This is a genomic window from Streptomyces sp. NPDC093109 (assembly GCF_040701725.1).
GTDB lineage: Bacteria > Actinomycetota > Actinomycetes > Streptomycetales > Streptomycetaceae > Streptomyces.
The window spans coordinates 63,006-85,788 of record NZ_JBFBEZ010000022.1 but is presented as its reverse complement, the minus strand read 5'-3'; the positions used below and the strand labels follow the sequence as shown (position 1 = coordinate 85,788).

The following is a 22,783-nucleotide window of genomic DNA, read 5'->3' as shown; positions in this document are numbered from 1 at the left end:
CTACGTCACTGTAGACGAAGGAAACGGGAGGGACGTTCCCATGAGGGACGAGAGCGCGGAGCGGCGGCCGGCGGGGGAGCTGGAAGCCGGTGTGCTGGCGGCTCTGTGGACGGCCGGCGAGCCGCTCACACCCGGCCAGGTCCAGCGCGCGCTCGGTGTGTCGCTCGCCCGCACCACGGTCACCACCATCCTGTCGCGGCTGTACGAGAAGGGCAGCGTCAGCCGCGTCAGGGCCGGCCGGGGCTACGCGTACAGCCCGACCGAGGACGCCCCCGGGCTCACCGCCCGCCGGATGCACACCGAGCTGGCGAAGGACGAGGACCGCGGCGCCGTGCTGGCCCGCTTCGTCTCCCAGCTCAACGACGAGGACGAGGCGCTGCTGCGCTCGCTGCTGGACGGCGGTGAGATCCGGTGAGCCTCCTCGTCTGGGTGCCGCTCGTCTGGGTGCCGCTCCTGACGCCGTTCCTCGCGGTGCCCGCCGCACGCCGGGTCGCCGCCGCCCTCGCGCCCCGGCACGCCGCCTGGCTGCTCGCCGCCGTCGCGCTCACGCTCGCCGCCAGCAGCTCCGCCGCGCTGGCGCTGCTCGTGGTGCCCGGCGCCTCGTACCTGCCCGCCGTCGCCGTCCTCGGCGATCTCGCCGAGCCGCTGACGGTGGGACCGCCCGCCGTCTCCGTCGCGCTCGCGCTGGCCGCCGGCGGGCTGCTGCTCTGGCGCGCGCCCCGGCTCGCCGCCACCGCACTGCGCGACCGGACCGAACTCCGCCGGGCCAGGGCCGTCACCGGAAGCACGGCGGACGAGCTGGCCGTGGTGCGCGACGACCGGCCCGACGCGTACGCGCTGCCCGGACGCCCCGGCCGGATCGTCGTCACCACCGGCATGCTGCGCGCCCTGGAACCCGCCGAGCGCGAGGCCCTCTTCGCCCACGAACGCGCGCATCTGCGCGGCCGGCACCACCTCCTGCTCGTCGCGGCCGAACTCGCCGCCCTCTGCCACCCCGCGCTGCGCGCCCTGCGCGACCCACTCGCCTACGCCCTGGAGCGCGCCGCCGACGAGGCCGCCGCCGCGGACGTCGGCGACCGGCGGCTGGCGGCCCGCGCGATCGCCCGCGCCGCGCTGGCCACGAAGGCGCCGCTGCCCAGCAGGCCGGGCACGGTCCTCGCGGCGACCGCGGGCCCCGTGCCGCGCCGCGTCGCCGCGCTGCTGGACACCGGCCAGGCCGGGCGCCCGGTCCTGCCGCGCACCGGCCGGCTCGTCGCCGGCGCGCTGCTGCTCTGCCTCACGGTCTCCGGCAGCGCGGCGGTCCAGGCCGCGAACGAACTCCACACCCACATCGAGATCGCCCAGGGGGAGACGGCGGCCGACCCGGGCCCGCGCTGAGCCGGCCACAGCGCTAACCGGCGTCACCCCACGCCGGACAGTCCCCCCACGCCGGGTACTCGTACATGGCGACCGGCGACGAGGCGGCGAGGGAGTGCTCGCGAGGCGCTGGCGGCCCGGGGAGTACGGGGGTGATCAGGACCGGCAACGCCCGGTTCATGCGCAGCGCGTCCACGGACTCCGCCAGCAGTTCGTACTCCGTGGTGTCGTCCTGGGTGGCGATCCGGACGAGCCGTCCCGCGGCCAGATGCTCCGCGATCATGTCCTGATGGGCCACGTCGTCCCGCCACGCCCGCAGCACGGCCGGTACGTCCGGTACGTTCTCCGCCACCGGGGCCAGCGCCCGGACCGGGATCCGGCTGCTCTCGGGGCTGGGATCGAGCCGTTCCGCGATCCAGGTCGCCCGGTCCCGTAACCACCACAGGGCGAGGGCGAGAGTAGGGGCGCGGTAGGTGCCCAGGGGCACGCCGATGCGCTGTCCGCCGCAGATGCCGTACGCGGTGACATGGCACAGGAATTCGTCATGCACGGCCGCTCTCCTTGCGCCGTTCTGTGGTGCCTGGTGGCCTGGGCCGCAGTGCTTTGCAGTGACGTCGCGCGGTCTCGCGGGGCGATCACGCAGATCCGGCCCGCCGTGCGGCGGGGAGCGGCCTCCGAGTGCCCGAAGTTCCAACTATGCGGGTAGTGCTGACCACCTGTCACCGGCCGGTTCCAGCCAGTCTCCGTCCCCGGCCCCCGGACCGGATGGCCGAAACACGAGAGCCGCGCGCCGCCCGGGTACGGCGGGACGCGCCGCGCCGGTGGTACGAGTGGATCCCGGGCCCCGGGCCCGGGCACACCGCCCGCCGGGCACACCATCTCCCCGAACACACCGCGCACACCATCTCCCCGAACACACCGTTCCCACGCGACGACCGAGGACGACACACCATGAACGAGACCGCCGGCCCTCCGCAGGATCCGCGTGACGCCACCCTGACCACCGCGGACGGCAGAGCCGCGCTGCGGATGGAGCGCGCGCTCGCACACCCGCCCGAGCGGGTCTGGACCGCGCTCACCGACCCCGCCGCCCTGGGGCGCTGGTTCCCGGCCGAGGTCGCACTGGACCTCGCCCCCGGCGGCCGGATCGTCTTCCGCTTCCCCGGCGCCGAGGACGGCGACCCGTCGACGAAGGGCGTGGTCACGGCGGTCGACGAGCCGCGACTGTTCGCCTTCACCTGGGGCGGCGACGAACTGCGCTGGACCGTCGCCCCCGAGGGCCGCGGCTCGCTGCTCACCCTCGTCCACACCTTCGGGGATCTCCCGGGCGCCGCCAGTTTCGCCTCGGGCTGGCACCTCTGCCTCGCCGCGCTGGCCCGGTCGCTCGACGGCGGGCCCGCCGCGGCCGGTCAGGACAGGGGCGCGCTGCACGAGGCGTATCTCCACCGGTTCGGCCTCGACCGGGGCACCGTGGAGAGCGTGGGGGAGACGGGCGCCCGGCGGGTCCGCTTCGAGCGGCAGCTCGTCCGCCCGGCCGAGGCCGTCTGGGCGGCGCTGTCCGCGGGCATCGAGCCGGTGGCCGGGCTGCCCGCCCCGGAGGGCTTCACCGCCGACGGGGTCGCGGCCGGACCGGTCAGCGAGGTACGGGCGCCGCACTCCCTCACGTACCGCGCGGAGCCGGACACCACGGTCCTCTGGGAGCTGGGCGAGGGCACCGGGCACGGCGTCCGGCTCGTCCTCACCCAGACAGGACCGGCCGGCTTCGACGCGGACGCCGCGCTGGCCGCGTGGCGCACCAGGATCGAGCGCCTCGCGGCGGAGCTGCTCCGGCTCTGACGGAGGGTGGCCGAATCGGGTGGTGGGGGGCCGCCCGGATGGCGGGGGACACCGGGCGCTTCGTTAGGGTGCGGGGAATGTGTACTGAGCGGTTTTCCCCCACGAACTTGCTAAGAGGCGCTTCCCTGTTCCCGGGTTCCCTCCGGGAGGCAATATGACGCAGATCACTGATCAACGTCCCGGCCGTATCGAGGCCGGAGACCGGAACGGAGCCGCGCCGTCGGCGCCGGAGGCGGCCGGCGGACCGGCCAAGAAGCGTGACGCGTTCTTCGACAACGCGAAGTTCCTGGCGATCGTGCTGGTCGCCGTCGGACACTCCTGGGAGCCGCTGCGGGACGACAGCCGGGCGGTCTCCGCGCTCTACATCGTCGTCTACAGCTTCCACATGCCGGCGTTCATCGTCATCTCCGGCTATTTCTCGCGGAGTTTCGACTTCCGGCCCGGCCAGGTGCGCCGGCTGATCACCGGAATCGCCGTCCCGTACGTCGTGTTCGAGATCGCCTACAGCCTCTTCCACCGGTGGGCCGACGACGATCCGGACATGGGGATCACCCTGCTGGACCCGTGGTACCTGACCTGGTTCCTGGTCGCGCTCTTCATCTGGCGGCTGACGGCCCCCATCTGGCGCCTGGTCAGGTGGCCGCTCCCGCTGGCGCTGGCGATCTCCGTGCTCGCGGTCGTGTCGCCCGACATCGGGGACGATCTCGATCTCCAGCGGGTCCTTCAGTTCCTGCCGTTCTTCGTGCTCGGACTGCTGCTGAAGCCGGAGCACTTCCGGCTCGTACGGCGCCGGGAGGTGCGGCTGGCGGCCGTTCCGGTCTTCGCCGCCGCCGTCGTGTTCGCCTACTGGGCGGTCACCCGGATGGAGATGGCGTGGTTCTTCCACCGGGACAGTGCGCAGGAGCTGGGCGCTCCGTGGTGGACCGGCGTCCTGATGTCGCTCGCCCTCTTCGGCTGCTCACTGGTCCTGACCGTGTGCTTCCTCGCCTGGGTGCCCGGCCGCCGGACGTGGTTCACGGCGCTCGGCGCGGGCACGCTCTGCGGCTATCTGCTGCACGGCTTCCTCGCGCAGAGCGCGTCCACCTGGCACTGGTACGGATCCGGCCCGGTGCACGAGCCCGTCGGCGCCGTCCTGGTGTCGGTCATCGCCGCCGCGGCCGTCACACTGCTCTGCACCCCACCGGTCCGGCGGGTCTTCCGCTTCGCCCTGGAGCCCGAGATGGCCTGGGCGTTCCGGAAGGACCGCCGCTGACCGACCGGGACGCGGGGCGGTGGCGGCGAGCCACCGCCCCGCGTGGCTCACCGCCCCGCGCGGCCCGGAAGGGTCAGAGGTCGAACTCGTGCGGCGGCAGGTCCAGCGCGTAGCACGCCTCACGGACCACGGCCTGCTCGGACTTGTCGAAGTCGCCGTCGGCGCCGCCGATGACGATGCCGATCTGGATGACCGCCCGCGCCTCCGCGGGCTTCTTCTTGGCCTTGGCGACCTCCTGGAGCAGCCCGACCTTGCCGAACGCGAAGTCGGCCGCCAGCTTGTTCAGGTAGTCGTCGAAGCGCCGCTGGAGGTCTTCGGCCGGGAAGTTCTGCAACACCTCATTGCTCGCGATCAGCGCGGCGACGCGCTGCCGCTCCGACGCGTCGACCGAGCCGTCCGCCGCGGCGACCAGGGCGCACATCGCCATGCTCGCGTCGCGGAAGGCACCGCTCTTCAGGTCGTTCTTCTTCGCCACGAGCTGCGTCTGCATCGTCGCGGCGGATTCCTTGAACCGGTCCCACAGGGCCATTCCGTCATCTCTCCTCAGGTGTCACACAGAACACCAGGCTCAACGCACCGGACCCCCGCCGCGTGCCCGTCCCGGCCGGAACGGCCGGATTCCGCCCCGGATTGAGCCCGGCGGTCCGTTCCGCGGCGCGCCGCTCAGCCGCGTACCGCCCCTTGCGCCAGCAGCAGCGCCACATCCAGGACCGCGACGACGACCGCCGCGAGGAACGCGGCCTCCGGCCGGTGACGTCCCCTCAGCGCCCCGCCGACGGCGGTCACCAGCGCCAGCGCCACGGCGGCGGCCCCGAGCGCGCCCGGCCGGCCGAGGGCGAGCAGCACCGTCGCCGCCACCAGCGGGACCGGCAGCAGCAGCCGTACGGTGCCGGGCCCCAGCCGCTGCGGCCAGCCACGCACCCCCAGGGCCAGATCCGACGCGATGTCCGGCAGCACGTTCCCCAGATGCGCGCCGACCCCCACCAGCGCCGCGGCGGCGGTCACCCACCACGGCGGCCAGGGCGCCCCCGGCAGGGCGAGCGTGACGAACGCGGGCAGCGAGGCGAACCCGACCGCGTACGGCAGCCAGGACAGGACGGTCCGCTTGAGCCGGAGGTTGTACGCCCAGGCCGCGGCCACGCCCACCAGATGCACGGCGCCCGCGAGCACCCCGCACCCGAGGGAGAGCGGGACGCAGAGCGCCAGCGCGGCCAGGGCGGCGGTCCGCACCGTCCGCGCGCCGACGGCCCCGCCCACCACGGGCTTGGCGGTCCGGCCCGCCGCGGTGTCGCGTGCCGCGTCCACGGCGTCGTTGCTCCAGCCGACGGACAGCTGCCCGGCCAGTACGGCGGCGACGGCGAGGACGCGGCCGTACCCGCCGAGCCCGGCCGCCACGGAGAGCCCGGCGACCAGCAGCGTCACCGCGGCCGTCGGCCCGGGGTGACACGCTCTCAGCAGGGCCGGGGCCCCGCGCGGCCACGGGACGGACACCGCGCGGAGGCCACGCGGTGGGCCGGCCGCGGCGCCCGGCTTCGGCTGCTCGGAGGCGTCCACGCGGCTCATCGTAGGGCGGCACCGCCGCGGGACGGGGCCGTACAGGCGACTTCGCGTGTGGCGTCGCGTCGCGTGGGCAGGGATGGCACGTCCGTCGCCACCGACCCCGACACCGGACCGCAGATGACTCGCATCGCAGCCGTCCACGGAGCCCTGGCTCCCCACCGGTACAGCCAGCACGCCATCACGGACATGGTCGCCAGGACCTGTCTGCCACCGGGCGCCGACCGCCGCGCGCTCGACCGGCTGCACCGCGGCGCGCGGGTGACCACACGGCACACGGCCCTGCCGCTGGACCGGTACGGCGGTCTGACGGACTTCGGCGAGGTCAACGACGCGTTCATCGCCACCGCCGTACCGCTGGGCGCCGAGGCCGTCGCCGGGGCGCTGGACGCGGCGGGGCTCTCCCCGCGCGACATCGACCTGCTGATGTTCACTTCGGTGACGGGCATCGCCGCGCCGTCCGTGGACGCGCGGCTCGTCGGCCGCCTCGGCCTGCGCCCCGACGTGCGCAGGGTGCCGGTCTTCGGGCTCGGCTGTGTCGCGGGAGCGGCCGGGATCGGGCGGCTCCACGACTATCTGCTGGGGCGCCCCGACGACGTGGCCGTCCTGCTCTCGGTCGAGCTGTGTTCGCTCACCTTCCAGCGCGACGACCCCTCGATGGCGAATCTCGTCGCCTCCGCGCTCTTCGGGGACGGCGCCGCCGCCGTCGTCGCGTGCGGCGCCCGGCGGCCGGCCGCCACCGGCGCGTCCGCCGCGCGTCCCGGGCCCGTCGTCGTCGACACCCGCAGCCGGCTCTACCCGGACACCGAGCGGGTGATGGGCTGGGACATCACCGGCTCCGGCTTCCGGATCGTGCTGGACGCGGGCGTCCCCGACCTCGTCCGCAAGAACCTCGGCGCGGAGGTGGACGGCTTCCTCGCCGACCACGGACTCACCCGCGCGGACATCACCGCGTGGGTCTGCCACCCCGGCGGTCCGAAGGTCCTGGAAGCCGTCGAGGAGGTCCTCGAACTGCCCGACGGAGCCCTCGACTTCACCTGGCGCTCGCTGGCGGCGGTGGGAAACCTGTCGTCGTCGTCCGTCCTGCACGTCCTGCGCGACACCCTGGCCGAACGGCCGCCGCCCGCCGGGAGCGCGGGACTGCTGCTCGCCATGGGACCGGGCTTCTGCTCGGAACTCGTCCTGCTCCGCTGGTAGCGACCCGCAGCGCCCCGTAGCGACCTCTGGAGAGCCATGATCTGGTACACCGCGCTGGTCCTGGCCGTCGGCGCCGAACGCGTCGCCGAACTGGCCGTCGCCCGGCGCACCGCCCGCTGGAGCTTTGCGCGCGGCGCCGTCGAGCACGGCCGGGGGCACTACCCCGTGATGGTGGCCCTGCACACCGCGCTGCTGCTGGGCTGCCTGGCGGAAGTGCGGCTGGCCGACCGGCCGTTCACGCCCCCGCTCGGCTGGACGATGCTCGCCGCCGTCGTCGCCGCCCAGGCGCTGCGCTGGTGGTGCATCCGTACGCTCGGCCCGCGCTGGAACACCAGGGTGCTCGTCGTACCGGGCCTGCCGCTGGTCGAGGGCGGCCCGTACCGGCTGCTGCGGCACCCCAACTACGTGGCCGTGGTGGCCGAGGGGGTGGCGCTGCCGCTGGTCCACGGCGCCTGGATCACCGCGCTGGTCTTCACCCTTCTCAACGCGGCCCTGCTGACCGTCCGCGTACGGTGCGAGAACCGCGCGCTGGGCGTGGCCGGCCCAGGCACCACGGCCGCCGGCGCCATGCCGCCGGGCCTGAACCCGTGATCGATCTGCTCGTCGTGGGCGGCGGGCCCGCCGGGCTCGCCACCGCCGTGCACGCCGCGCTGGCCGGCCTGGAGACCGTCGTGATCGAACCGCGCGCCACCCCCGTGGACAAGGCGTGCGGCGAGGGCGTGATGCCCAGCGGCGTACGGGCGCTGCGCGCGCTCGGCACCGTCCTCCCCCTCGGCCGCGAGCTGCGCGGCATCCGCTACGTACAGGGATCCCACCGCGCACAGGCGCGGTTCGACGGCGGTACGGGGCTCGGCATCCGGCGTACGGAGCTGCACGCCGCGCTGGCGCTGCGGGCCGCGGACGCCGGCGTACGGACGGTCACCGGCCGGGTCGGCGCCGTCGAGCAGGACGCCGGCTCCGTCACGGCGGCCGGGCTGCGGGCGCGCTGGCTGGTGGCGGCGGACGGGCTGCACTCACCCGTACGGCGCGGACTCGGCCTGGAGCTGCCCGACCACCGGCCACGGCGCTACGGCCAGCGGCGGCACTACCGGGTGAAGCCCTGGACGGACTACGTGGAGGTGCACTGGTCGCGGACGGGCGGGGCGGGAGAGGCGTATGTGACCCCGGTGGCCGACGATCTGGTCGGCGTCGCCGTGCTGAGCACCGTACGGCGCGGCTACGACGAGCATCTCGCCGGCTTCCCGGAGCTGCGCGCCCGGCTCGCCGGGGAGCCCGCCACCGCCGTACGCGGCGCCGGACCGCTGCGCCGGCGGGTGCGCCGCAGGACAGCGGGGCGGGTGCTGCTCGTGGGCGACGCGGCGGGTTATGTCGACGCGCTCACCGGCGAGGGCGTCGCGCTCGCGCTGGCGTCGGCGGAGGCGGCCGTACGGTGTCTGCGCGCGGGCCGGCCGCAGGAGTACGAACGCGCCTGGCGCGCGCTGTCCCGGCGCCACCGGCTGCTGACCGAGGCGCTGGTCAGGGTCGGCGGACACCGGACGGGCGCCCGGCTGATCGTCCCGGCGGCGGCCCGGATGCCGGCGCTCTTCACGGCGGCCGTACGCGCCCTTCAGTGACGCGCCCTTCAGTGACGCGCCGTCCCGTGACACGCCCGCTCAGGGCGACAGATCGGTCGCCGCGTCCGCCGAGCCCGCCGCCCTCGGCTCCATCGCCGCCACCGTACGCGGCAGCACGTTCACGACGTAGTCCCCGACCGTCGCCTCCAGCCCCACGTCGTACCCCATCGCCTCCGACAGGTACCAGCGGTGCTCCAGCACCTCGTGGTAGATCTGCGCCGTGTCCATGTCCCCACGCAGCTCCAGCGGTACGGCCCGTACCGTCGGCCGGAACACATCGCGGACCCAGCGGTGCGCCAGCACCTCGGGCCTGGCCCCCAGCGGATCGCCCGGCGCGTAGTCGTCCTCGCCGGCCATCCAGCTCTCCAGGTCGTTCAGCAGCCGCCGCGCCTGGTTCTCCTCGGCGTCCAGCCCCGTCAGCCGCAGCAGCTGGCGCTGGTGGTGGCCCGCGTCCACGACCTTCGGCAGGAAGGTCACCGTGTCCCCCTGCGGCGAGCGCTTGATCTGCATCTCCGCCACATCGAAACCCAGATCGTTCAGCCGCCGGATCCGCCGGTCGATGTAGTGCCGCTTGCCCACCGGGTACACCGACTCGCGCGTCACCTCGTGCCAGAGGTCCTCGTACCGCCTGACGATCGCCGCGCCGAACGGCACCGGGTCGACCGACGGGTGCAGCGCGCCCGAGGCCTCCAGGTCCATCAGCTCACCGGCGATGTTCACCCGGGCCAGCTCGATGTCGTAGTCACGCTGGCCCCGGCTCAGATTCTGCTGGAGCTGACCCGTCTCGGCGTCCACCAGATAGGCGGCGTACGCCCCCGCGTCCCGCCGGAACAGAACGTTGGACAGCGAGCAGTCGCCCCAGGCGAACCCGGCCAGATGCAGCCGTACCAGCAGCACGGCCAGGGCGTCCATCAGCCGCTTGACCGTGGTCGGACGCATCGTCGACTCGAACATCGCGCGGTACGGCAGCGACCCCTTCAGATGCCGGGTGATCAGCGCCGGCTCCAGCGGCTCGCCGTCCGGTCCCTGCCGTCCGGTCACGACGGCCACCGGGTCGACGGCGGGGATGCCGAGACGGTGCAGATCCCGCAGCAGGCCGAACTCCCGGACGGCGCCGCGCTCCGAGATCTCCTTGACCGCCACCACCTCGGGCCCGGCGGACGCGAAGCGCACCACATGGCGGGAGATACCGCGCGGAAGCGCGACGAGACACTCCTCCGGCCACTCGTCGAGCGGCGTGTGCCACGGCAGGTCGAGCAGCACAGCGGGCTGCTCGGGGTTGGTCGCGCTGATCTGAAGCGCCATCGTGCCTCCCACGGCGGTGTCGTCGGGCGGGGCCGGACGTGGTACCGCCAGGGACAGTGTGCCGGGTCGCACGGAGTGCCCCGACGGCAGGACCGGTGTGAACAGTCGCCCCACCCGCCGGGGACGCTCGCGCGTCCGCCGGCTCACCGGCTGACCAGCAGCTCGGTATTGCGGTCCACCGGCTTGCCCGCCGGGGCGGTGGTGGAGCCCGGCGCGTTGTGCGACAGCTCGCGGTAGAGCCCGGCGAGACCGGTCTGGGAGAGATCCCGGAAGTCGGTGCGGTGCGGGGCAGCCGACTCGATCAGGGTGGTGAACAGCGACAGTGTGCCGTCCTTGTTGTCGGCGATCTCGATGACCCGGGCGAGCTGCGGGAAGTCGATGTGCGAGGCCGTCGAGATCTCCCAGAAGCCGCCGTGCGGAAGAACCGAGTTGCGGTGGCTGTGCCCGTTGACCCAGGCCAGCACCTGGGGGCTGCACTGGAGCAGATCCACGACCTCGCCGCCGTTGTGCCGCGCCTCGCCGGGGTGCGCGGGGTCGGGGTGGGTGTTCGTCATCGTCCAGCTGTTGTGGTGGCTGAAGACGACGACATACCCGTCCCGGTGCTCCTTGAGGGTCCGCTTCAGCCAGTTCAGCTGGGTGGTGCCGAGCGAACCGGTGTAGTGGCCGCCGCGGTCGGTGGTGTCGAGGCTGATGCCCGTGATGTTCTCCCCCATGGGGAACGTGTAGTACAGCGTGTCGCTGCCGAGGTGCGCCTTCGTATAACCGTGGCCCGCCGGACCCGCGCCCGTGTACGCCGGGTCGAGGTGCGCGGCCAGATAGTCGTGCGGGGTGAACGGCGCCCGGCGCGGGTCGGGGGTGATCGAGCGCATCAGCCGCTTCGAGCGCCGCAGCAGCTCGATCAGCTTGGCGCCACTGGGGTCGCCGCCCTTGGACAGGAGCTTCAGCATCTCCTTCGCGTCGGCGTCCGGGATCCCGTACAGCTTCTTCGAACCGACGGCGAAGTCAGCCAGGAAGCCGGTCCGGTCGGCCATGGCGCCACTGGCCAGACCGTCGTGGTTGCCGACGGTCGAGTACCACGGAATCCGCAGCCCGGGGCTGTCCACGGAGCGGATCGCGGCGGCGAGGAAACCGTCGATACGGGGGAAGCCGAGCCGTTTGTCGGTGTCGCGCAGCTCGTCCTCCGGGTGCCAGAACAGCCGGGTGGCCGAATTCTGCACGCCCTCGTAGCGCCGCCCGTCGCCCGTGTTGGGGGTGACCCGGCCACCGCTCATCACCGTGAGGAACCAGTCCAGCTCCGCCCGCGAGTTGTTGTCCGTGTTGTCGCCCGTCGTCACGGCGAACGACAGCGGCGTACCGGTCGCGGGCCCGTCCCGCAGCGCGTTGATCTGCTCGATCAGCGACACCGCCCCCGGCACCGTCAGCGCCTCCTGCGGACGCCACCCGGAGACCTGCTGGGAGCGCAGGTACTCGGTGCGCACCGGGTGCTGGACGTCCACCAGGTGCAGATCGGTGAGCTGGACGAAGGAGCTGAGCACCGTACGGCGTCCGGCGCGCCCGGTCCGGGGCGTGGCGAGCTGCTCCCGTACGACACGGCGCCAGCCGGGGCCGTCGTCGAGCCGCCGGAAGGCCGCCGCGGTGTCACGTGGCGCGGCGACCGATTCCAGTGTGGTCCTGGCGGGCGCGGTGCGGGTGGGCGTGGGATAGGCGACGGCGGGGGTACGGGGGGTGGGCGCGCCCGTCGTGGCGGCCTCCGGCGCGGCGGCGGCCGTACCGGAACCGCCGCCGGGGCCGAGCGCCAGCCCGATACCCGCCGAGACACCGACCACTCCGGTCGCGGCGAGGAAGGAGCGGCGGTCGACGGCGGTGACTGCGGAGCGTATACGTGACATGGTGCGGTCTCCCGGGTGCCGGCACATCGGTGAGGGCGCCGGGGGACGGTCCGCCGGCTGCACTTCGATGGTCCGGACCCGGCGTGGCCTGCGTATGAACGACGTTCCAACGGCCCAAGCCCATCACCACACAGGGATCACCGGGTTCTCGCCGGGACGGCGAACCGTCGCCGGCCCCATGGCCACCGGACGCGGTCCGGTCACTCCCCGTTCACCGCGAGGGGAAGGGCAGGGCCGGACGGAGTCGGACGTAGTGGTTCCGGAAGCTCACGGAGGCGGGGGCGCATACGTCGTGCGGGAGGGGGCACACGCCTTCTGGAGCCACGCTCGCGGCCTTCCCCCCTCCGGCCGTACGAGCCTGCCCGGCCCCATCGGCGTTCCCCCCTTCGCCGGTGGGGCCACCCCGTGCCCCTGGCACATGACCCGCCGGAACAGCGCCGTGTGCGCTGCGTATTGGACAGATACCGGTTCGGTTACGTTCTGGGCCGACGGCGAGCCCCTCTGGCCAACCCGGCACCGGACTGTTCGCTGACCGGGCGACAGAGTGGGCCGATTTGGGGCGACTTGACCATGTGCTCGGGAAATCTGCCCGTCACACACGCCGAGTGACCCGCAACCCCCCATGATCAACAGAGAGTTGCGAAAGATCAGCAACGTGTTCGAGTGGCGCTCCACGCCCCCTACACTGATCGCCGCAGCGCCAGGGTGGGCCGACCGGACCTCCCCGGTCGTGGGCATGGCAGGTCCATGTCCCTGTAGTACGCCGGACCGCTCCACCCTCCACGTCACCAGAGGACCAATGACGACGACCACTTCATCCGGGTGCCTCCTCGGCCGTGCCCGGACACGTACGGCTCGCGCGCTGTCCGGGCCCGTGGGCACACCTGTGTGGAGAGGGAACGCGGAACCGGCGGAGCCGGGAGCGGAGGACCGGTGCTAGCTTCAGCCGTTCCAGCAGCCTCAGCCGCCCGGCCGTCCTCACGCGCGCGACGAAGGGAGTGGAACTGATGGCGAACGAGAACTTCCGCCCCGTCTACCACCCGGCCGGCCACGACAACGCGTTGCGGGCCGCCGTCCAGGAACTGCGCACCGGCCGCTGGGTGTCGATGCGGGACCTGCTGGCCGGCACGGAGGGCTGGGCCCTGTGGACCCAGCGCACCCAGGTGCTGGCCGCCGTTGCCGCCGGCTCCGACACCGTGCAGGCGTGGCTGGCCGAGGAGCCCGGCAGCGCCGCGGCGACCGTGATGCACACCCGGGTCTCCGTGGAGCGCGCCATCCGCGCCCACCGGGAGGGGCATCCGCGCACCCAGGAGCTGTGGCAGCAGGCGTGGGAGGCGTGCGGCGCCGCCGCGCGCCGCTCCCCGGCCGACCCGGTGCCCTGGGTGTGCCTGCTGGCCCTGTCCCAACTGGACGGCCGGCAGCGGCTGGAGGAGCACCGGCTCGCACCGCCGGGCCCGATGCTCTTCCCCGGCCCCTGGGCCCTGCTCGCCGAGGCGGACAAGCGCGATCCGTACAACCGCGAGGCGTACCACCGCATGCTCCAGTTCGTGTACGCGCGCCGCTCCGACGGATCGCTCTCCGAGGCCGTCAACTTCGTGCAGTGGGCCGCCTCCTCGGCGCCCGAGGGCTCCCCGCTGCACGCCATGCCCCTCTTCGTCAGGGTGGAGCGCTACCGGCGCGAGAACGGCCACGAGAAGGCGCTCGACCTCCACTGGGTCACCGAGGACGCCACCCGGGACGCGCTGCGCGCACTGACCCTCTGGTTCGACCACACACCGCCGGCCGAGGCGTCCCTGCTCGACCTCAGCCATCTCGCACACGCCCTCTGGGGCGCCCTCAAGTTCGACGAGGCGGCCCGGGTGTTCGAGGCGCTGGGCCCGTACTACGTCACGCTCCCGTGGGCGTACCGTACGCGCAGCCAGAACGACGCCACCCAGGCCGAGGAGGTGTTCGTCCGCGCCCGGAGCCGCTGCCTCGGCGCGGTCCGTGACGTGCGGGGCGGCACGTGACACGTGGTGCGGCCCGCCCGGCTGAACCGCGACGGCCGCACCGTACGTATACGTCCGTGGAGTTACCGTCCCCCGTCCCCTTATGCTCTCGTCCGCCTCTCCTGTCTCACACGTCCCACCCGCCCCACCCGTCACATCCCCGTCCCCCACCTTGCTTTTCCGCACCGGAGGTATTTCCATGTCCGCGTCCCCTCCGACTTGGTCGAAGACCGAGCCGGCGCCACAGATGGACGAAGAGCAGCGGCTGCGCGAACTGGGCTATCAGCCGGTTCTCGCGCGCCGCATGGGCGGCTTCGGGAACTTCGCCATCAGCTTCTCCGTCATCTCCGTCCTCTCCGGCTGCATGACGCTGTACGGCTTCGGCATGGGCACCGGCGGCCCCGCGGTGATGCTCTGGGGCTGGGCGGGTGTCGGCCTGTTCGTGCTCTGCGTCGGTATGGCCCTGGCCGAGGTCACCAGCGCGTACCCCACCTCGGGCGCGCTCTACTACATGGCCGACCGGCTCGGCGGCCGTAAGTGGGGCTGGTACACCGGCTGGCTCAACCTGCTCGGCCTGCTGGGCGCGATAGCCGGCATCGACTACGGCGCCGCGCTCTTCACCGGGGCCTTCCTGAACCTCCAGTTCGGCTTCAGCCCGACCCCCGGCTCCACCTTCGCGATCTTCCTCTGCATCCTGCTGCTGCACGCCGTGCTGAACCTCTTCGGTGTCAAGCTCGTCAGTGTGCTCAACTCGATCAGTGTCTGGTGGCACCTGATCGGTGTGGCCATCATCGTCGGCGTCCTGGCGATCGTCCCCGACCAGCACCAGTCGGCGTCCTTCGTCTTCACCGAGTTCGTCAATGACACCGGCTGGCAGAACCCGCTCTACGTGGCCGCCATCGGCCTGCTGCTCGCGCAGTACACCTTCTGCGGGTACGACGCGTCCGCGCACCTCTCCGAGGAGACCTCGAACGCGTCCGTCACCGCCGCCCGCGGTATCGTCCGCGCCATCTGGGTCTCCTGGATAGCCGGCTTCGCCCTGCTCGCCGGCCTGACCTTCGCCATCCAGGACTACAAGGGAGCCCAGGACAGCGCCACCGGCGTGCCGCCCGCGCAGATCCTGATCGACGCGCTCGGCACGAGCGGCGCCACCGCGCTGCTGCTCCTGGTGATCGTGGCCCAGCTCTTCTGCGGCAACGCGGAGGTCGCCGCGGCCAGCCGGATGGTGTTCGCCTTCAGCCGTGACAACGCCCTGCCGGGCTCCGCCGTGTGGCGGCGTGTCAGCGGCCGTACGCAGACGCCCGTCCCCGCCGTCTGGCTCTCGGTCGCCGTCGCGGCGGTCCTGGCCGTGCCGTCGCTCTACTCGGCGACCGCGTACGGCGCGGTGACGGCGATCAACGTCATCGGCATCACCCCCGCGTACGCCATCCCGATCTTCCTGAAGCTGCGCGCCAAGGGCCGCTTCGAGCCCGGCCCCTGGAGCCTGGGACGCTGGAGCAAGCCGATCGGCTGGATCGCCGTGGTGTGGGTGGCGATGGTGACCGTGCTCTTCTGCCTGCCGCAGACGAACCCGGTGAACGTCGACTCCATGAACTACGCAGTGATCGCGCTGGCCGTCGTGCTGGTCCTGGCGACCGTCTGGTGGTACGTCGCCCGCGGCTCGTACAGCACCCCGCAGGCGTACGGGACCGCCCGCGAGCAGTCGGAGATCTCCGAGGGGATCGTCTGAGCGCCCGGGCGTGACTCCGAGCGTGAGCGGGGTGGGGGCCGGCGGTGAAGCCGGCCCCCACCCGCGTTCCCGCCCCGCCCGCCCGTCAGTTCTCCCCGACGAACCTCCTCGCCAGCCGGTCACCGATCCGCGCCGCGGCCTCGGGGTCCTCCAGGGGCGAGACCGAGGAGTCCTTGAAGACGATGTACGTCACCCCCGACGGGACACCGCCCCCGTACGGGTCGGCCTGGATCCCCAGCGCCCGGGCCGTGGCGTACGACGCCTCCCCGATGATGCCGGGCGGCCCGGTGTCCCCGACGACGGCGTACACGACCTTGTTGGCGTGGATGACGGCCGCGACGGACCCGCCCCGGATGCCCGACGCGCGGTGGTCCCAGATCTCACTGGGCATCGGCACGACGATGTACGGGAGCGACTCGGCGTTGAGCGTCCGGCCGTTGGACTCGGTGTAGGCCGTGGAGTTCTGGAAGTACGGATCGGTGTCGAGGTTGCACCGTTCGGTGATCTGGCCGTCGCAGTCGATGTCCATGTCGGCCTTGAAGAACACCGCGCCGTTGGCGTCACAGACCGGGATGTCGGCCGGAGTGTCGTCCCGGGCCCGGTAGTGGCCCTTGGAGATCTGCTCACAGCCGCCGGTCCTGGCCAGCAGGGCCGCCGCGCTGACGGTGCCCTCCCGGGTGGAACCTCCGGGGCCGACGGCTCGTTCCCCCGGTGGCGGACCCGCCGCCCCCTCCCGTCCCGAGTGCTGTCCGGGTGGCGACGCGGGGGTGGGGACGGCCAGGGCGGGCAGCACGGCGGCGGGGACGATCGCCGCGGCCAGCAGCGCCGTGCCGACGGCGACGGACACATGGGTGCGTGAATGCACGGAGAAATCCCTTTCCTGGGACGGGCGGGACAGGGAGCCCGGCACGGCGGGACGGGCCGTGCCGGGCATGGCTCGGCGGCTCCTGGCGGCCGGCCCCGGGACAGGGGCGACGGCGGTGGCGGCAGGGGCTGAGTGGGGAAGCGGGTCCGTGGACTGGACCGGTTCGGGGGGCTACTCCTCGTGACCGGTCGCGGAAGGGCGGCGGCCGGTGGCTATGAAGGTGTCCAGCCGGTCGAGGAACACCCGCTGACCCGCCACCAGCGGCTCCACCGCGTCCGCCAGCGGGAACCAGCGGACGCGGTCCAGCTCGGGGAAGTCACGGAGCACACCGGAACCCCGCGGCCACTCCATGGTGAACGTGCCGGGCACGACCCGCGCCGGATCGAGGTCGCCCTCCACGGCCCAAACGGTGACGGTCTTGCCGCCGCGCTGCCGGGACGTGCCGAGCGGCGCCCAGGGCCCCGCGGGCGGCTCCAGCCCCAGCTCCTCCCGGAACTCCCGGCGCGCGGCGGCCTCCGGCGTCTCCTCGGGCCCGTACTCGCCCTTGGGGATCGACCAGGCGGCGGCGGTCCGGCCGGACCAGAAGGGGCCGCCCATGTGTCCGAGCAGCACCTCGGTACCGGATTCGCCGACCCGGTGGACGAGGAGCCCCGCGCTTCGTTTGCCCGACATGCCGTCAGTCTGTGCACGGGCACACCCGGTCGCCATGCGAACGCGGGTGCGGAACCACGCTCCGCGCGGCCACCCGCCCGGCGTGCGGCGGGCGGGGAACGGCCGGGAGCGGGGCGGGAGGTGTCCGTCCGTCACGGCGAGATCGCCGGTCCGATCGTATGAATGGTTGCGCCGTACGGGGGTGCCGCGCGGGGGTGCCGTACGGCGTGTCAGGGGAAGGAGGTCACCGTCGACGGAATCGGCGCGGACCCGGACGTCGGCGCCCCGGTGCGGTTGATCACGTGGTCGTAGTGGCCCATGCCGCCGCCGAGGGTCACCACCAGCAGGTTGTGGAACCGCACGCCCGGCTTGACCGGCGCCCGGAAGCCGTGTCCCTGGCGGATGCCCGGATCGGAGGTGTAGTTGCAGTAGCTGCCCAGGGCCCAGGCTTCGTGATGGTCGACGGAGTCGGCGACCCGGTAGGCCGCGTACCCCCGGACGGAGCCGTTCCGGATCGCCTCCTGACTCGGCGCGTCGTACGCCTTCTCGTTCTGCAGGAAGACCGTACGGCCGTACTCGCCGTTCCACTCGACGTCGTACTTGTTGAAGTGCTCCACGAAGAGGCCGGTGGCCAGCACATGGTCGCCGTCGACCCGGAGGCCGTAGTCGGCGCGGTTTGTCTCCCAGCCGACGCCCGAGCCGTGGTCCGCCCGCCAGATCCAGCTGTGGTCGATGACGGTGCCCGAGCTGTTGATGACCATGGCGGTGGTGGTCCTGCCGGGGCCCGCGCCGCCGACCCGCACGAAGACGTCCTGGACAGTCGTGGGGTTCGCGGAGTGGTCCTTCCGCGCGCCCCGGGGGCCGACCTCCAGCAGCGTCGGGGAGTTCACGGGACCGGCGTCGATCAGGAAGCCGGCGAGCCGCACCCCGTCCACGTCCGAGGTCCTCATCGCGGTCACCCCGTTGTCCGGGACGATCGTGGCGAGGCCGAGCCCCAGGACGACGGTGTCCGCGCGGGTCACCTCGATCGGCCGGTCGACGTGGTAGATCCCCGGGGTGAGGAGCAGATGGAGCCCCCGGGCGAGCGCGGCGTTGATGGCCGCGGCGGTCGTACCCGGCCCGGCCACGTAGAACCGGTCGAGCGGCAGCGAACGGCCGCGCGGCGTCCCGCTGCCCCAGCTGGTGCCGCGCGCGTCGGTGCGCTTCGCCGGCACGAACACCTTGTAGTCGTTCCCGTCGAGATACAGGAACGGCTTCTCGCGCGAGACCGGAGTCGTTCTCAGCGTGGTGTACGGCGGATCGGGGAAGCTCTGCGCCGGGGCGCCCTCCACCCCGGAGAAGGCCATGTTCCACACGGCGTTGCTCCAGCCGCCCACCGAGCTGTCGCGCGCGTACCACTGCTGCTGCGAGCCAGGGGACACCGTGCCGTCGATCCTGCTGTCGGCGATATAGCCGCCGCTGGCCCAGCCGTTCCCGGTGGGCGCCATGGTGAGATCGCCCTTGACGTGCATACGGCGGAACGGCGCGGCCTGGGCGACCGCCCACCGGTCGGTGCCGTTGGCGGGACGGAGCGTCAGATTCTCGGCGGAGCGCCAGAAGTTCTGCGTGGCGTTGCCCTTGAACCAGCCCGCGTCGACGGTCACATCGCCGTTGATGGTGGTGTCGTCGGGCGAGAGCCCGAGGCCGGAGACGGAGGTGTAGAAGCCGAGATCGACGTTGAGGCGGTCGTACGTGCCCGGTTTGAGGAGGATCTGGTAGCGGCCCGTGCCGAACTGTGCCTTCTCCTGCCGCCGGTGGAGCCGGTCGAGCGTGTCCTGGATGCCGGGCGTCGACGGGTCGAGGACCAGCACGTTCGGCCCGAGACCGCCGCCACCCCTGGGCTCCCCGCCGGCGGCGCCGTGCGGAGCGGGGTGGGCCGAGCAGGAGACGAGGAGCAGGAGGGAGGCGATCGAGCCGATCAGCGCGGGCGGAGGAGCGTGCATGGGCAGGTCTCCGGGGTCGTCGGACGGGCGGATGCTGCGGTGACCCAAGAAAGCACGGCCGGACGGCCTCGGACGGGGTCATTCGCGCCGTGTCCCGCCGGGGAGCGACAGGCGAGTGACAGGGGGAGTGACAGGCGGGCGACAGGCGGGTGACATGGGGCGACGGCGGAGTGCGGTACGCGGCTGCCGGGGCCGGCCGGGCGCTACGCTGAGCGGTCGCCGTGGGGACAGCCGGTCCTGACGGCCCGGGTGGGGAGGCACGGACGGATGGACGGCACAGGCGTGGACGGCGTACGGAGCGGAATCACGCGGGACGCGCTGACGGCGGTCACGCGTGCCGCGTTCGGCCCGGGGCGCGTGCTCACGGGGGCGGAGCGCCTGCGCGGCGGCAGCAAGAAGGGCGTGTACCGGCTCACCTTCGACGACGCGGCCACCGCGGTCCTGTACAGCTGGGACGCGTCCGAGAACTTCTGGCCCGCCCGGCCGGCCGGCGCTTCCACGGAGGACATGGCGGCCGACCCCTTCGCGGACGCCACCGGGTTCGATCTGTTCACCACGGCCCAGCGGCGCCTGTCCGGCCTCGGCGTCCGCGCGCCCCGGGTGTTCCTCGCCGACGCGAGCCGCACGCTCCTCCCGGCCGAGGTCGCCGTGGTCGAGGATCTCCGGGGCGGCTCGCTGGAGGAGCTGCTCCGGAGCGACCGCGCCGCCGCCCGGCCCGTCATGGCCCGGCTCGCCGAGCAGCTCGCCGTGCTCCAGGCGGCGCGGGGACCGGCCTTCGGGAAGGTCGCCCACGTGGCGGCGGGCGGGGGCGCCGGGCAGGGCCGTACCTGCGAGGCGGCCGTGCTCGAACGGGCCCTGCGGGACATCGAGGAGGCCGCCGCACTCGACGGCCGGGTGGCCGCCGCCCGGGGCCCGTTGACCGAGGCCGTACGCGAACTGGCCGCAGCCGTCCAGCCCCGTACGGAGTACGGGCTCATCCATGGCGAACTGGGCCCCGACCATGTGCTCGTCGACCCGGACGGCCATCCGGTGCTCATCGACATCGAGGGGCTCATGTACTTCGACATCGAGTGGGAGCACGTCTTCCTGAGGATGCGCTTCCACGAGGACTACGCGCCCCTGAGCCGGGCCGGGCTCGACGAGGACCGGCTGCGGTTCTACCGGCTGGCCACGCATCTGTCCCTCGTCGCCGGACCGCTGCGGCTCCTGGAAGGCGACTTCCCCGACCGCGACTTCATGAAGGCCATCGTGGAAACGCATCTGGGCCACGCGCTCGACCGTCTCGCGCCCCCGATCCGCGCCCGGAAAGCCGCCGAATCCGCCCGTAATGCGATGCCTGTGCCGAAAAGTTAGGCTGCGTACAGGAGCCGGCCGTCCGACCGGGCTTCCGGCCCACCTCCGGAGCGGGCGCATGGCAGGAGTCGATCGGGACCCGGACCGGCCGGTGATCGGCGACCGGCCGGTGATCGGCGCGGACCAGAGACTCGCCCTCAACCGCATGGGCAGCTTCGACTGGGACCTGGAGAGCGGGTCCTTCGAACTGGACGACGCCGGCCTCGCCGTCTTCGACCTGCGCCCCGGCGAGTACGACGGCCGGGCCGCCTCCCTGGTCTCGCGGGTGCCGCCCGAGGAGGGGCTGTGGATCGAAGCCGTGGTGGACGCGGCCGTCCGCGGCGGCCGTACGTCGTACGGCTCGTACTTCCAGGTCACCCGGCGTACCGGCCACCGGCAGTGGACCCATACCCGCGGCCATATCCTGCGCGACGAGCACGGCCGCCCGTACCGGGTCGTCGGCATCGTCCGCAACGCGACGGCGGAGTTCACCGAATTCTCCGCCGCGGGTCCGGCGGAGACGGCCAGGCCCGGTCTGACCACCGTGGTCCAGACCACCACGGAGGCCCTGTCGTCGGCGATCACCGTCGACGACGTCGCCGCCGTACTGACGGGCGCGGGCGGACTGGAGCGCTTCGGCGCCGACGGGCTGGCGCTGGGACTGGTGGAGGGCGGCGCCCTGCGGCTGATCGCCATGGCGGGCGAGTCCATGGAGGTCCTGGACGACCTGCGGCTGCACCGGCTCGACGGCTCCCTGCCGCTGGCCGACGCGGTCCTCAGACAGCAGCCGCGCTTCGTCACCTCACTGCGCGACCTCGTCGCCGACCGCTTCCCCCGGCTCCGGCCGTACATACGCGGGCTCGGGGCCAACGCGGCGGCCTTCCTGCCGCTGGTCGCCCAGGCCCGCTGCATCGGCTGTCTGGCGCTCTTCTACCGGTCCCGCACCCACTTCCCCGCGGTGGACCGCGAGGCATTTCTGGCACTGGCCGGAATCGCCGCCCAGTCGCTCCAGCGCGCCATCCTCTTCGACCAGGAGCGCGAGTTCGCCACCGGCCTCCAGGCGGCCATGCTGCCCCGGGACCTCCCCGAGTTCCCCGGCGCGGAGATCGCGGTGCGCTACCACGCCGCGTGGAGCGGCAGGGCGGTGGGCGGCGACTGGTACGACGTCATCTCGCTGCCCCGGGGCCGCGTCGGCATCGTCGTCGGCGACGTCCAGGGACACGACACACACGCCGCCGCCGTCATGGGGCAGCTGCGGATTGCCCTGCGCGCCTTCGCCGGCGAGGGCCACACGCCCGCGACGGTCCTGGCGCGCGCCTCGCGCTTCCTCGCCGAACTCGACACGGAACGCTTCGCGACCTGCGTGTACGCCCAGCTCGACCCGGAGACCGGCGCCATCCTGGCCGTACGCGCCGGCCATCTCGGCCCGCTCCTGCGGCACACCGACGGCAGGACCGGCTGGCCCCATCTGCGCGGCGGCCTTCCGCTGGGGGCCGCCACCGCCTTCGGATTCGAGGAGTTCCCCGAGACCCGGCTCGACCTCGTCCCCGGGGAGACCCTGGTGCTCTGCACGGACGGGCTCGTAGAGGAGCCCGGCCGGGACATCGCGGAGGGCATGGCGCTGCTGGCCGAGGCCGTACGGTCCGGCCCCGGCCGGGCGGGCGCGCTCGCCGACCACCTCTCCGAGCGGCTGTGGGAGCGCTGGGGGACCGGCGACGACGTCGCGCTCCTCGTCCTGCGCCGCCGCCCCGACCCCGGCACCGGCCGGGCGCCGCGCATGCACCAGTACATCCACCAGGCCGACCCGGAGGGCCTGGTGGAGACCCGCGCCGCGCTGCGCCGGGCGCTCACCGACTGGGGCATGCCGGAGCTTGCCGACGATGTCGAACTGGTCGCCGGGGAGCTGCTGGTGAACGTACTGCTGCACACCGAGGGCGGCGCCGTCCTCACCCTTGAGGTCCTGCCGGAACCGGCGCCGCGCGTCCGACTCTGGGTCAAGGACCGCTCCAGCGCCTGGCCCCGCCGCCGTGACCCCGGCGAGTCCGCGACCTCGGGGCGCGGCCTGTTGATGGTGGAGGCGGTGGCGGCCCGCTGGGGGGTCGAGCCGCGCGGCGACGGCAAGGCGGTCTGGTGCGAATTCGAGCGAGCCCCTGAGCCGGGCCCCACGGACTGACCGCAGTTATCCACAGGCCGGCCCGGTCCGGGCCAGTGCTGTGACCGGAAAGGTTCAC

Annotated in this window: 18 protein-coding genes and 1 pseudogene; 11 read left to right on the top strand and 8 right to left on the bottom strand. The window is 73.3% G+C overall.

What is annotated here, in order from left to right:
- Positions 1-40 precede the first annotated feature (40 nt).
- Positions 41-415 carry a BlaI/MecI/CopY family transcriptional regulator gene (locus AB0389_RS21795; RefSeq protein ID WP_366397098.1) on the top strand — a complete coding sequence of 125 codons (375 nt, stop codon included), beginning with the start codon at positions 41-43 and terminating at the stop codon, positions 413-415.
- A complete protein-coding gene (locus AB0389_RS21790; protein WP_366397097.1) occupies positions 412-1,377 on the top strand; it encodes a M48 family metalloprotease in 966 nt (321 codons plus the stop codon). The genes AB0389_RS21795 and AB0389_RS21790 overlap by 4 nt, the downstream gene beginning before the upstream one ends.
- A gap of 124 nt (positions 1,378-1,501) precedes the next feature.
- On the opposite strand, the pseudogene AB0389_RS21785 reads toward AB0389_RS21790, so the two are convergent.
- A pseudogene (locus tag AB0389_RS21785) lies at positions 1,502-1,906 on the bottom strand (hypothetical protein); the annotation flags it as partial.
- A 401-nt stretch (positions 1,907-2,307) separates the two neighbouring features.
- Between AB0389_RS21785 and AB0389_RS21780 the strand changes: the two are divergent.
- A complete protein-coding gene (locus tag AB0389_RS21780; RefSeq protein ID WP_366397096.1) occupies positions 2,308-3,192 on the top strand; it encodes an SRPBCC family protein in 885 nt (294 codons plus the stop codon).
- A gap of 154 nt (positions 3,193-3,346) precedes the next feature.
- Positions 3,347-4,444, top strand: a complete 1,098-nt coding sequence (locus AB0389_RS21775; RefSeq protein ID WP_366397095.1) for an acyltransferase family protein — start codon at positions 3,347-3,349, stop codon at positions 4,442-4,444.
- A gap of 73 nt (positions 4,445-4,517) precedes the next feature.
- Here the strand turns inward: AB0389_RS21775 and AB0389_RS21770 are convergent, their stop codons facing one another.
- Complete coding sequence (locus AB0389_RS21770) at positions 4,518-4,973, bottom strand: tellurite resistance TerB family protein (protein ID WP_366397094.1); 456 nt, start codon at positions 4,971-4,973, stop codon at positions 4,518-4,520.
- 134 nt (positions 4,974-5,107) lie between these two features.
- Positions 5,108-5,935 (bottom strand): UbiA family prenyltransferase, encoded by an 828-nt coding sequence (locus AB0389_RS21765; RefSeq protein WP_366397145.1) that lies wholly within the window; start codon positions 5,933-5,935, stop codon positions 5,108-5,110.
- 186 nt (positions 5,936-6,121) lie between these two features.
- Between AB0389_RS21765 and AB0389_RS21760 the strand changes: the two genes are divergently transcribed.
- From AB0389_RS21760 to AB0389_RS21750, 3 genes are read left to right on the top strand one after another with little or no spacing between them, the layout of a single operon-like run.
- Positions 6,122-7,198 carry a 3-oxoacyl-[acyl-carrier-protein] synthase III C-terminal domain-containing protein gene (locus AB0389_RS21760; protein WP_366397093.1) on the top strand — a complete coding sequence of 359 codons (1,077 nt, stop codon included), beginning with the start codon at positions 6,122-6,124 and terminating at the stop codon, positions 7,196-7,198.
- A 36-nt stretch (positions 7,199-7,234) separates the two neighbouring features.
- Complete coding sequence (locus AB0389_RS21755; RefSeq protein WP_366397092.1) at positions 7,235-7,789, top strand: isoprenylcysteine carboxyl methyltransferase family protein; 555 nt, start codon at positions 7,235-7,237, stop codon at positions 7,787-7,789.
- Positions 7,786-8,811 carry an NAD(P)/FAD-dependent oxidoreductase gene (locus tag AB0389_RS21750; protein ID WP_366397091.1) on the top strand — a complete coding sequence of 342 codons (1,026 nt, stop codon included), beginning with the start codon at positions 7,786-7,788 and terminating at the stop codon, positions 8,809-8,811. Before AB0389_RS21755 ends, AB0389_RS21750 begins: the two co-directional genes overlap by 4 nt.
- A gap of 39 nt (positions 8,812-8,850) precedes the next feature.
- Here AB0389_RS21750 and AB0389_RS21745 read toward each other — a convergent pair whose 3' ends face one another.
- On the bottom strand, positions 8,851-10,116 hold the full coding sequence (locus tag AB0389_RS21745) for a DUF4032 domain-containing protein (protein ID WP_366397090.1): 1,266 nt from the start codon (positions 10,114-10,116) through the stop codon (positions 8,851-8,853).
- 143 nt (positions 10,117-10,259) lie between these two features.
- Positions 10,260-12,005, bottom strand: a complete 1,746-nt coding sequence (locus tag AB0389_RS21740) for a TIGR03767 family metallophosphoesterase (RefSeq protein ID WP_366397089.1) — start codon at positions 12,003-12,005, stop codon at positions 10,260-10,262.
- A 1,007-nt stretch (positions 12,006-13,012) separates the two neighbouring features.
- Here AB0389_RS21740 and AB0389_RS21735 point away from each other — a divergent pair.
- Both AB0389_RS21735 and AB0389_RS21730 read left to right on the top strand, forming a co-directional pair.
- Positions 13,013-14,014: a hypothetical protein gene (locus AB0389_RS21735; RefSeq protein WP_366397088.1), complete on the top strand. Its 1,002-nt coding sequence runs from the start codon at positions 13,013-13,015 to the stop codon at positions 14,012-14,014.
- Between the two features lie 178 nt (positions 14,015-14,192).
- Positions 14,193-15,722 (top strand): amino acid permease, encoded by a 1,530-nt coding sequence (locus AB0389_RS21730; RefSeq protein ID WP_366397087.1) that lies wholly within the window; start codon positions 14,193-14,195, stop codon positions 15,720-15,722.
- An 85-nt stretch (positions 15,723-15,807) separates the two neighbouring features.
- Here AB0389_RS21730 and AB0389_RS21725 read toward each other — a convergent pair whose 3' ends face one another.
- From AB0389_RS21725 to AB0389_RS21715, 3 genes are all read right to left on the bottom strand, one after another.
- A complete protein-coding gene (locus tag AB0389_RS21725) occupies positions 15,808-16,587 on the bottom strand; it encodes a glycoside hydrolase family 75 protein (protein WP_366397086.1) in 780 nt (259 codons plus the stop codon).
- 171 nt (positions 16,588-16,758) lie between these two features.
- Positions 16,759-17,259, bottom strand: coding sequence for an NUDIX domain-containing protein (locus AB0389_RS21720; RefSeq protein ID WP_366397085.1), 501 nt, complete (start codon positions 17,257-17,259; stop codon positions 16,759-16,761).
- 209 nt (positions 17,260-17,468) lie between these two features.
- A complete protein-coding gene (locus AB0389_RS21715; protein WP_366397084.1) occupies positions 17,469-19,220 on the bottom strand; it encodes a coagulation factor 5/8 type domain-containing protein in 1,752 nt (583 codons plus the stop codon).
- Between the two features lie 267 nt (positions 19,221-19,487).
- Between AB0389_RS21715 and AB0389_RS21710 the strand changes: the two genes are divergently transcribed.
- Positions 19,488-20,573: a phosphotransferase gene (locus AB0389_RS21710; protein ID WP_366397083.1), complete on the top strand. Its 1,086-nt coding sequence runs from the start codon at positions 19,488-19,490 to the stop codon at positions 20,571-20,573.
- 58 nt (positions 20,574-20,631) lie between these two features.
- Positions 20,632-22,725 (top strand): SpoIIE family protein phosphatase, encoded by a 2,094-nt coding sequence (locus tag AB0389_RS21705; protein ID WP_366397082.1) that lies wholly within the window; start codon positions 20,632-20,634, stop codon positions 22,723-22,725.
- Positions 22,726-22,783 lie beyond the last annotated feature (58 nt).

Bases quoted from the DNA above. Each gene is read 5' to 3' on its own strand.
- AB0389_RS21770 (WP_366397094.1), bottom strand. From the start codon at position 4,973: ATGGCCCTGTGGGACCGGTTCAAGGAATCCGCCGCGACGATGCAGACG.
- AB0389_RS21775 (WP_366397095.1), top strand. From the start codon at position 3,347: ATGACGCAGATCACTGATCAACGTCCCGGCCGTATCGAGGCCGGAGAC.
- AB0389_RS21760 (WP_366397093.1), top strand. From the start codon at position 6,122: ATGACTCGCATCGCAGCCGTCCACGGAGCCCTGGCTCCCCACCGGTAC.
- AB0389_RS21780 (WP_366397096.1), top strand. From the start codon at position 2,308: ATGAACGAGACCGCCGGCCCTCCGCAGGATCCGCGTGACGCCACCCTG.
- AB0389_RS21755 (WP_366397092.1), top strand. From the start codon at position 7,235: ATGATCTGGTACACCGCGCTGGTCCTGGCCGTCGGCGCCGAACGCGTC.
- AB0389_RS21730 (WP_366397087.1), top strand. From the start codon at position 14,193: ATGTCCGCGTCCCCTCCGACTTGGTCGAAGACCGAGCCGGCGCCACAG.
- AB0389_RS21740 (WP_366397089.1), bottom strand. From the start codon at position 12,005: ATGTCACGTATACGCTCCGCAGTCACCGCCGTCGACCGCCGCTCCTTC.
- AB0389_RS21745 (WP_366397090.1), bottom strand. From the start codon at position 10,116: ATGGCGCTTCAGATCAGCGCGACCAACCCCGAGCAGCCCGCTGTGCTG.
- AB0389_RS21710 (WP_366397083.1), top strand. From the start codon at position 19,488: ATGGACGGCACAGGCGTGGACGGCGTACGGAGCGGAATCACGCGGGAC.
- AB0389_RS21795 (WP_366397098.1), top strand. From the start codon at position 41: ATGAGGGACGAGAGCGCGGAGCGGCGGCCGGCGGGGGAGCTGGAAGCC.
- AB0389_RS21715 (WP_366397084.1), bottom strand. From the start codon at position 19,220: ATGCACGCTCCTCCGCCCGCGCTGATCGGCTCGATCGCCTCCCTCCTG.
- AB0389_RS21705 (WP_366397082.1), top strand. From the start codon at position 20,632: ATGGCAGGAGTCGATCGGGACCCGGACCGGCCGGTGATCGGCGACCGG.
- AB0389_RS21720 (WP_366397085.1), bottom strand. From the start codon at position 17,259: ATGTCGGGCAAACGAAGCGCGGGGCTCCTCGTCCACCGGGTCGGCGAA.
- AB0389_RS21735 (WP_366397088.1), top strand. From the start codon at position 13,013: ATGGCGAACGAGAACTTCCGCCCCGTCTACCACCCGGCCGGCCACGAC.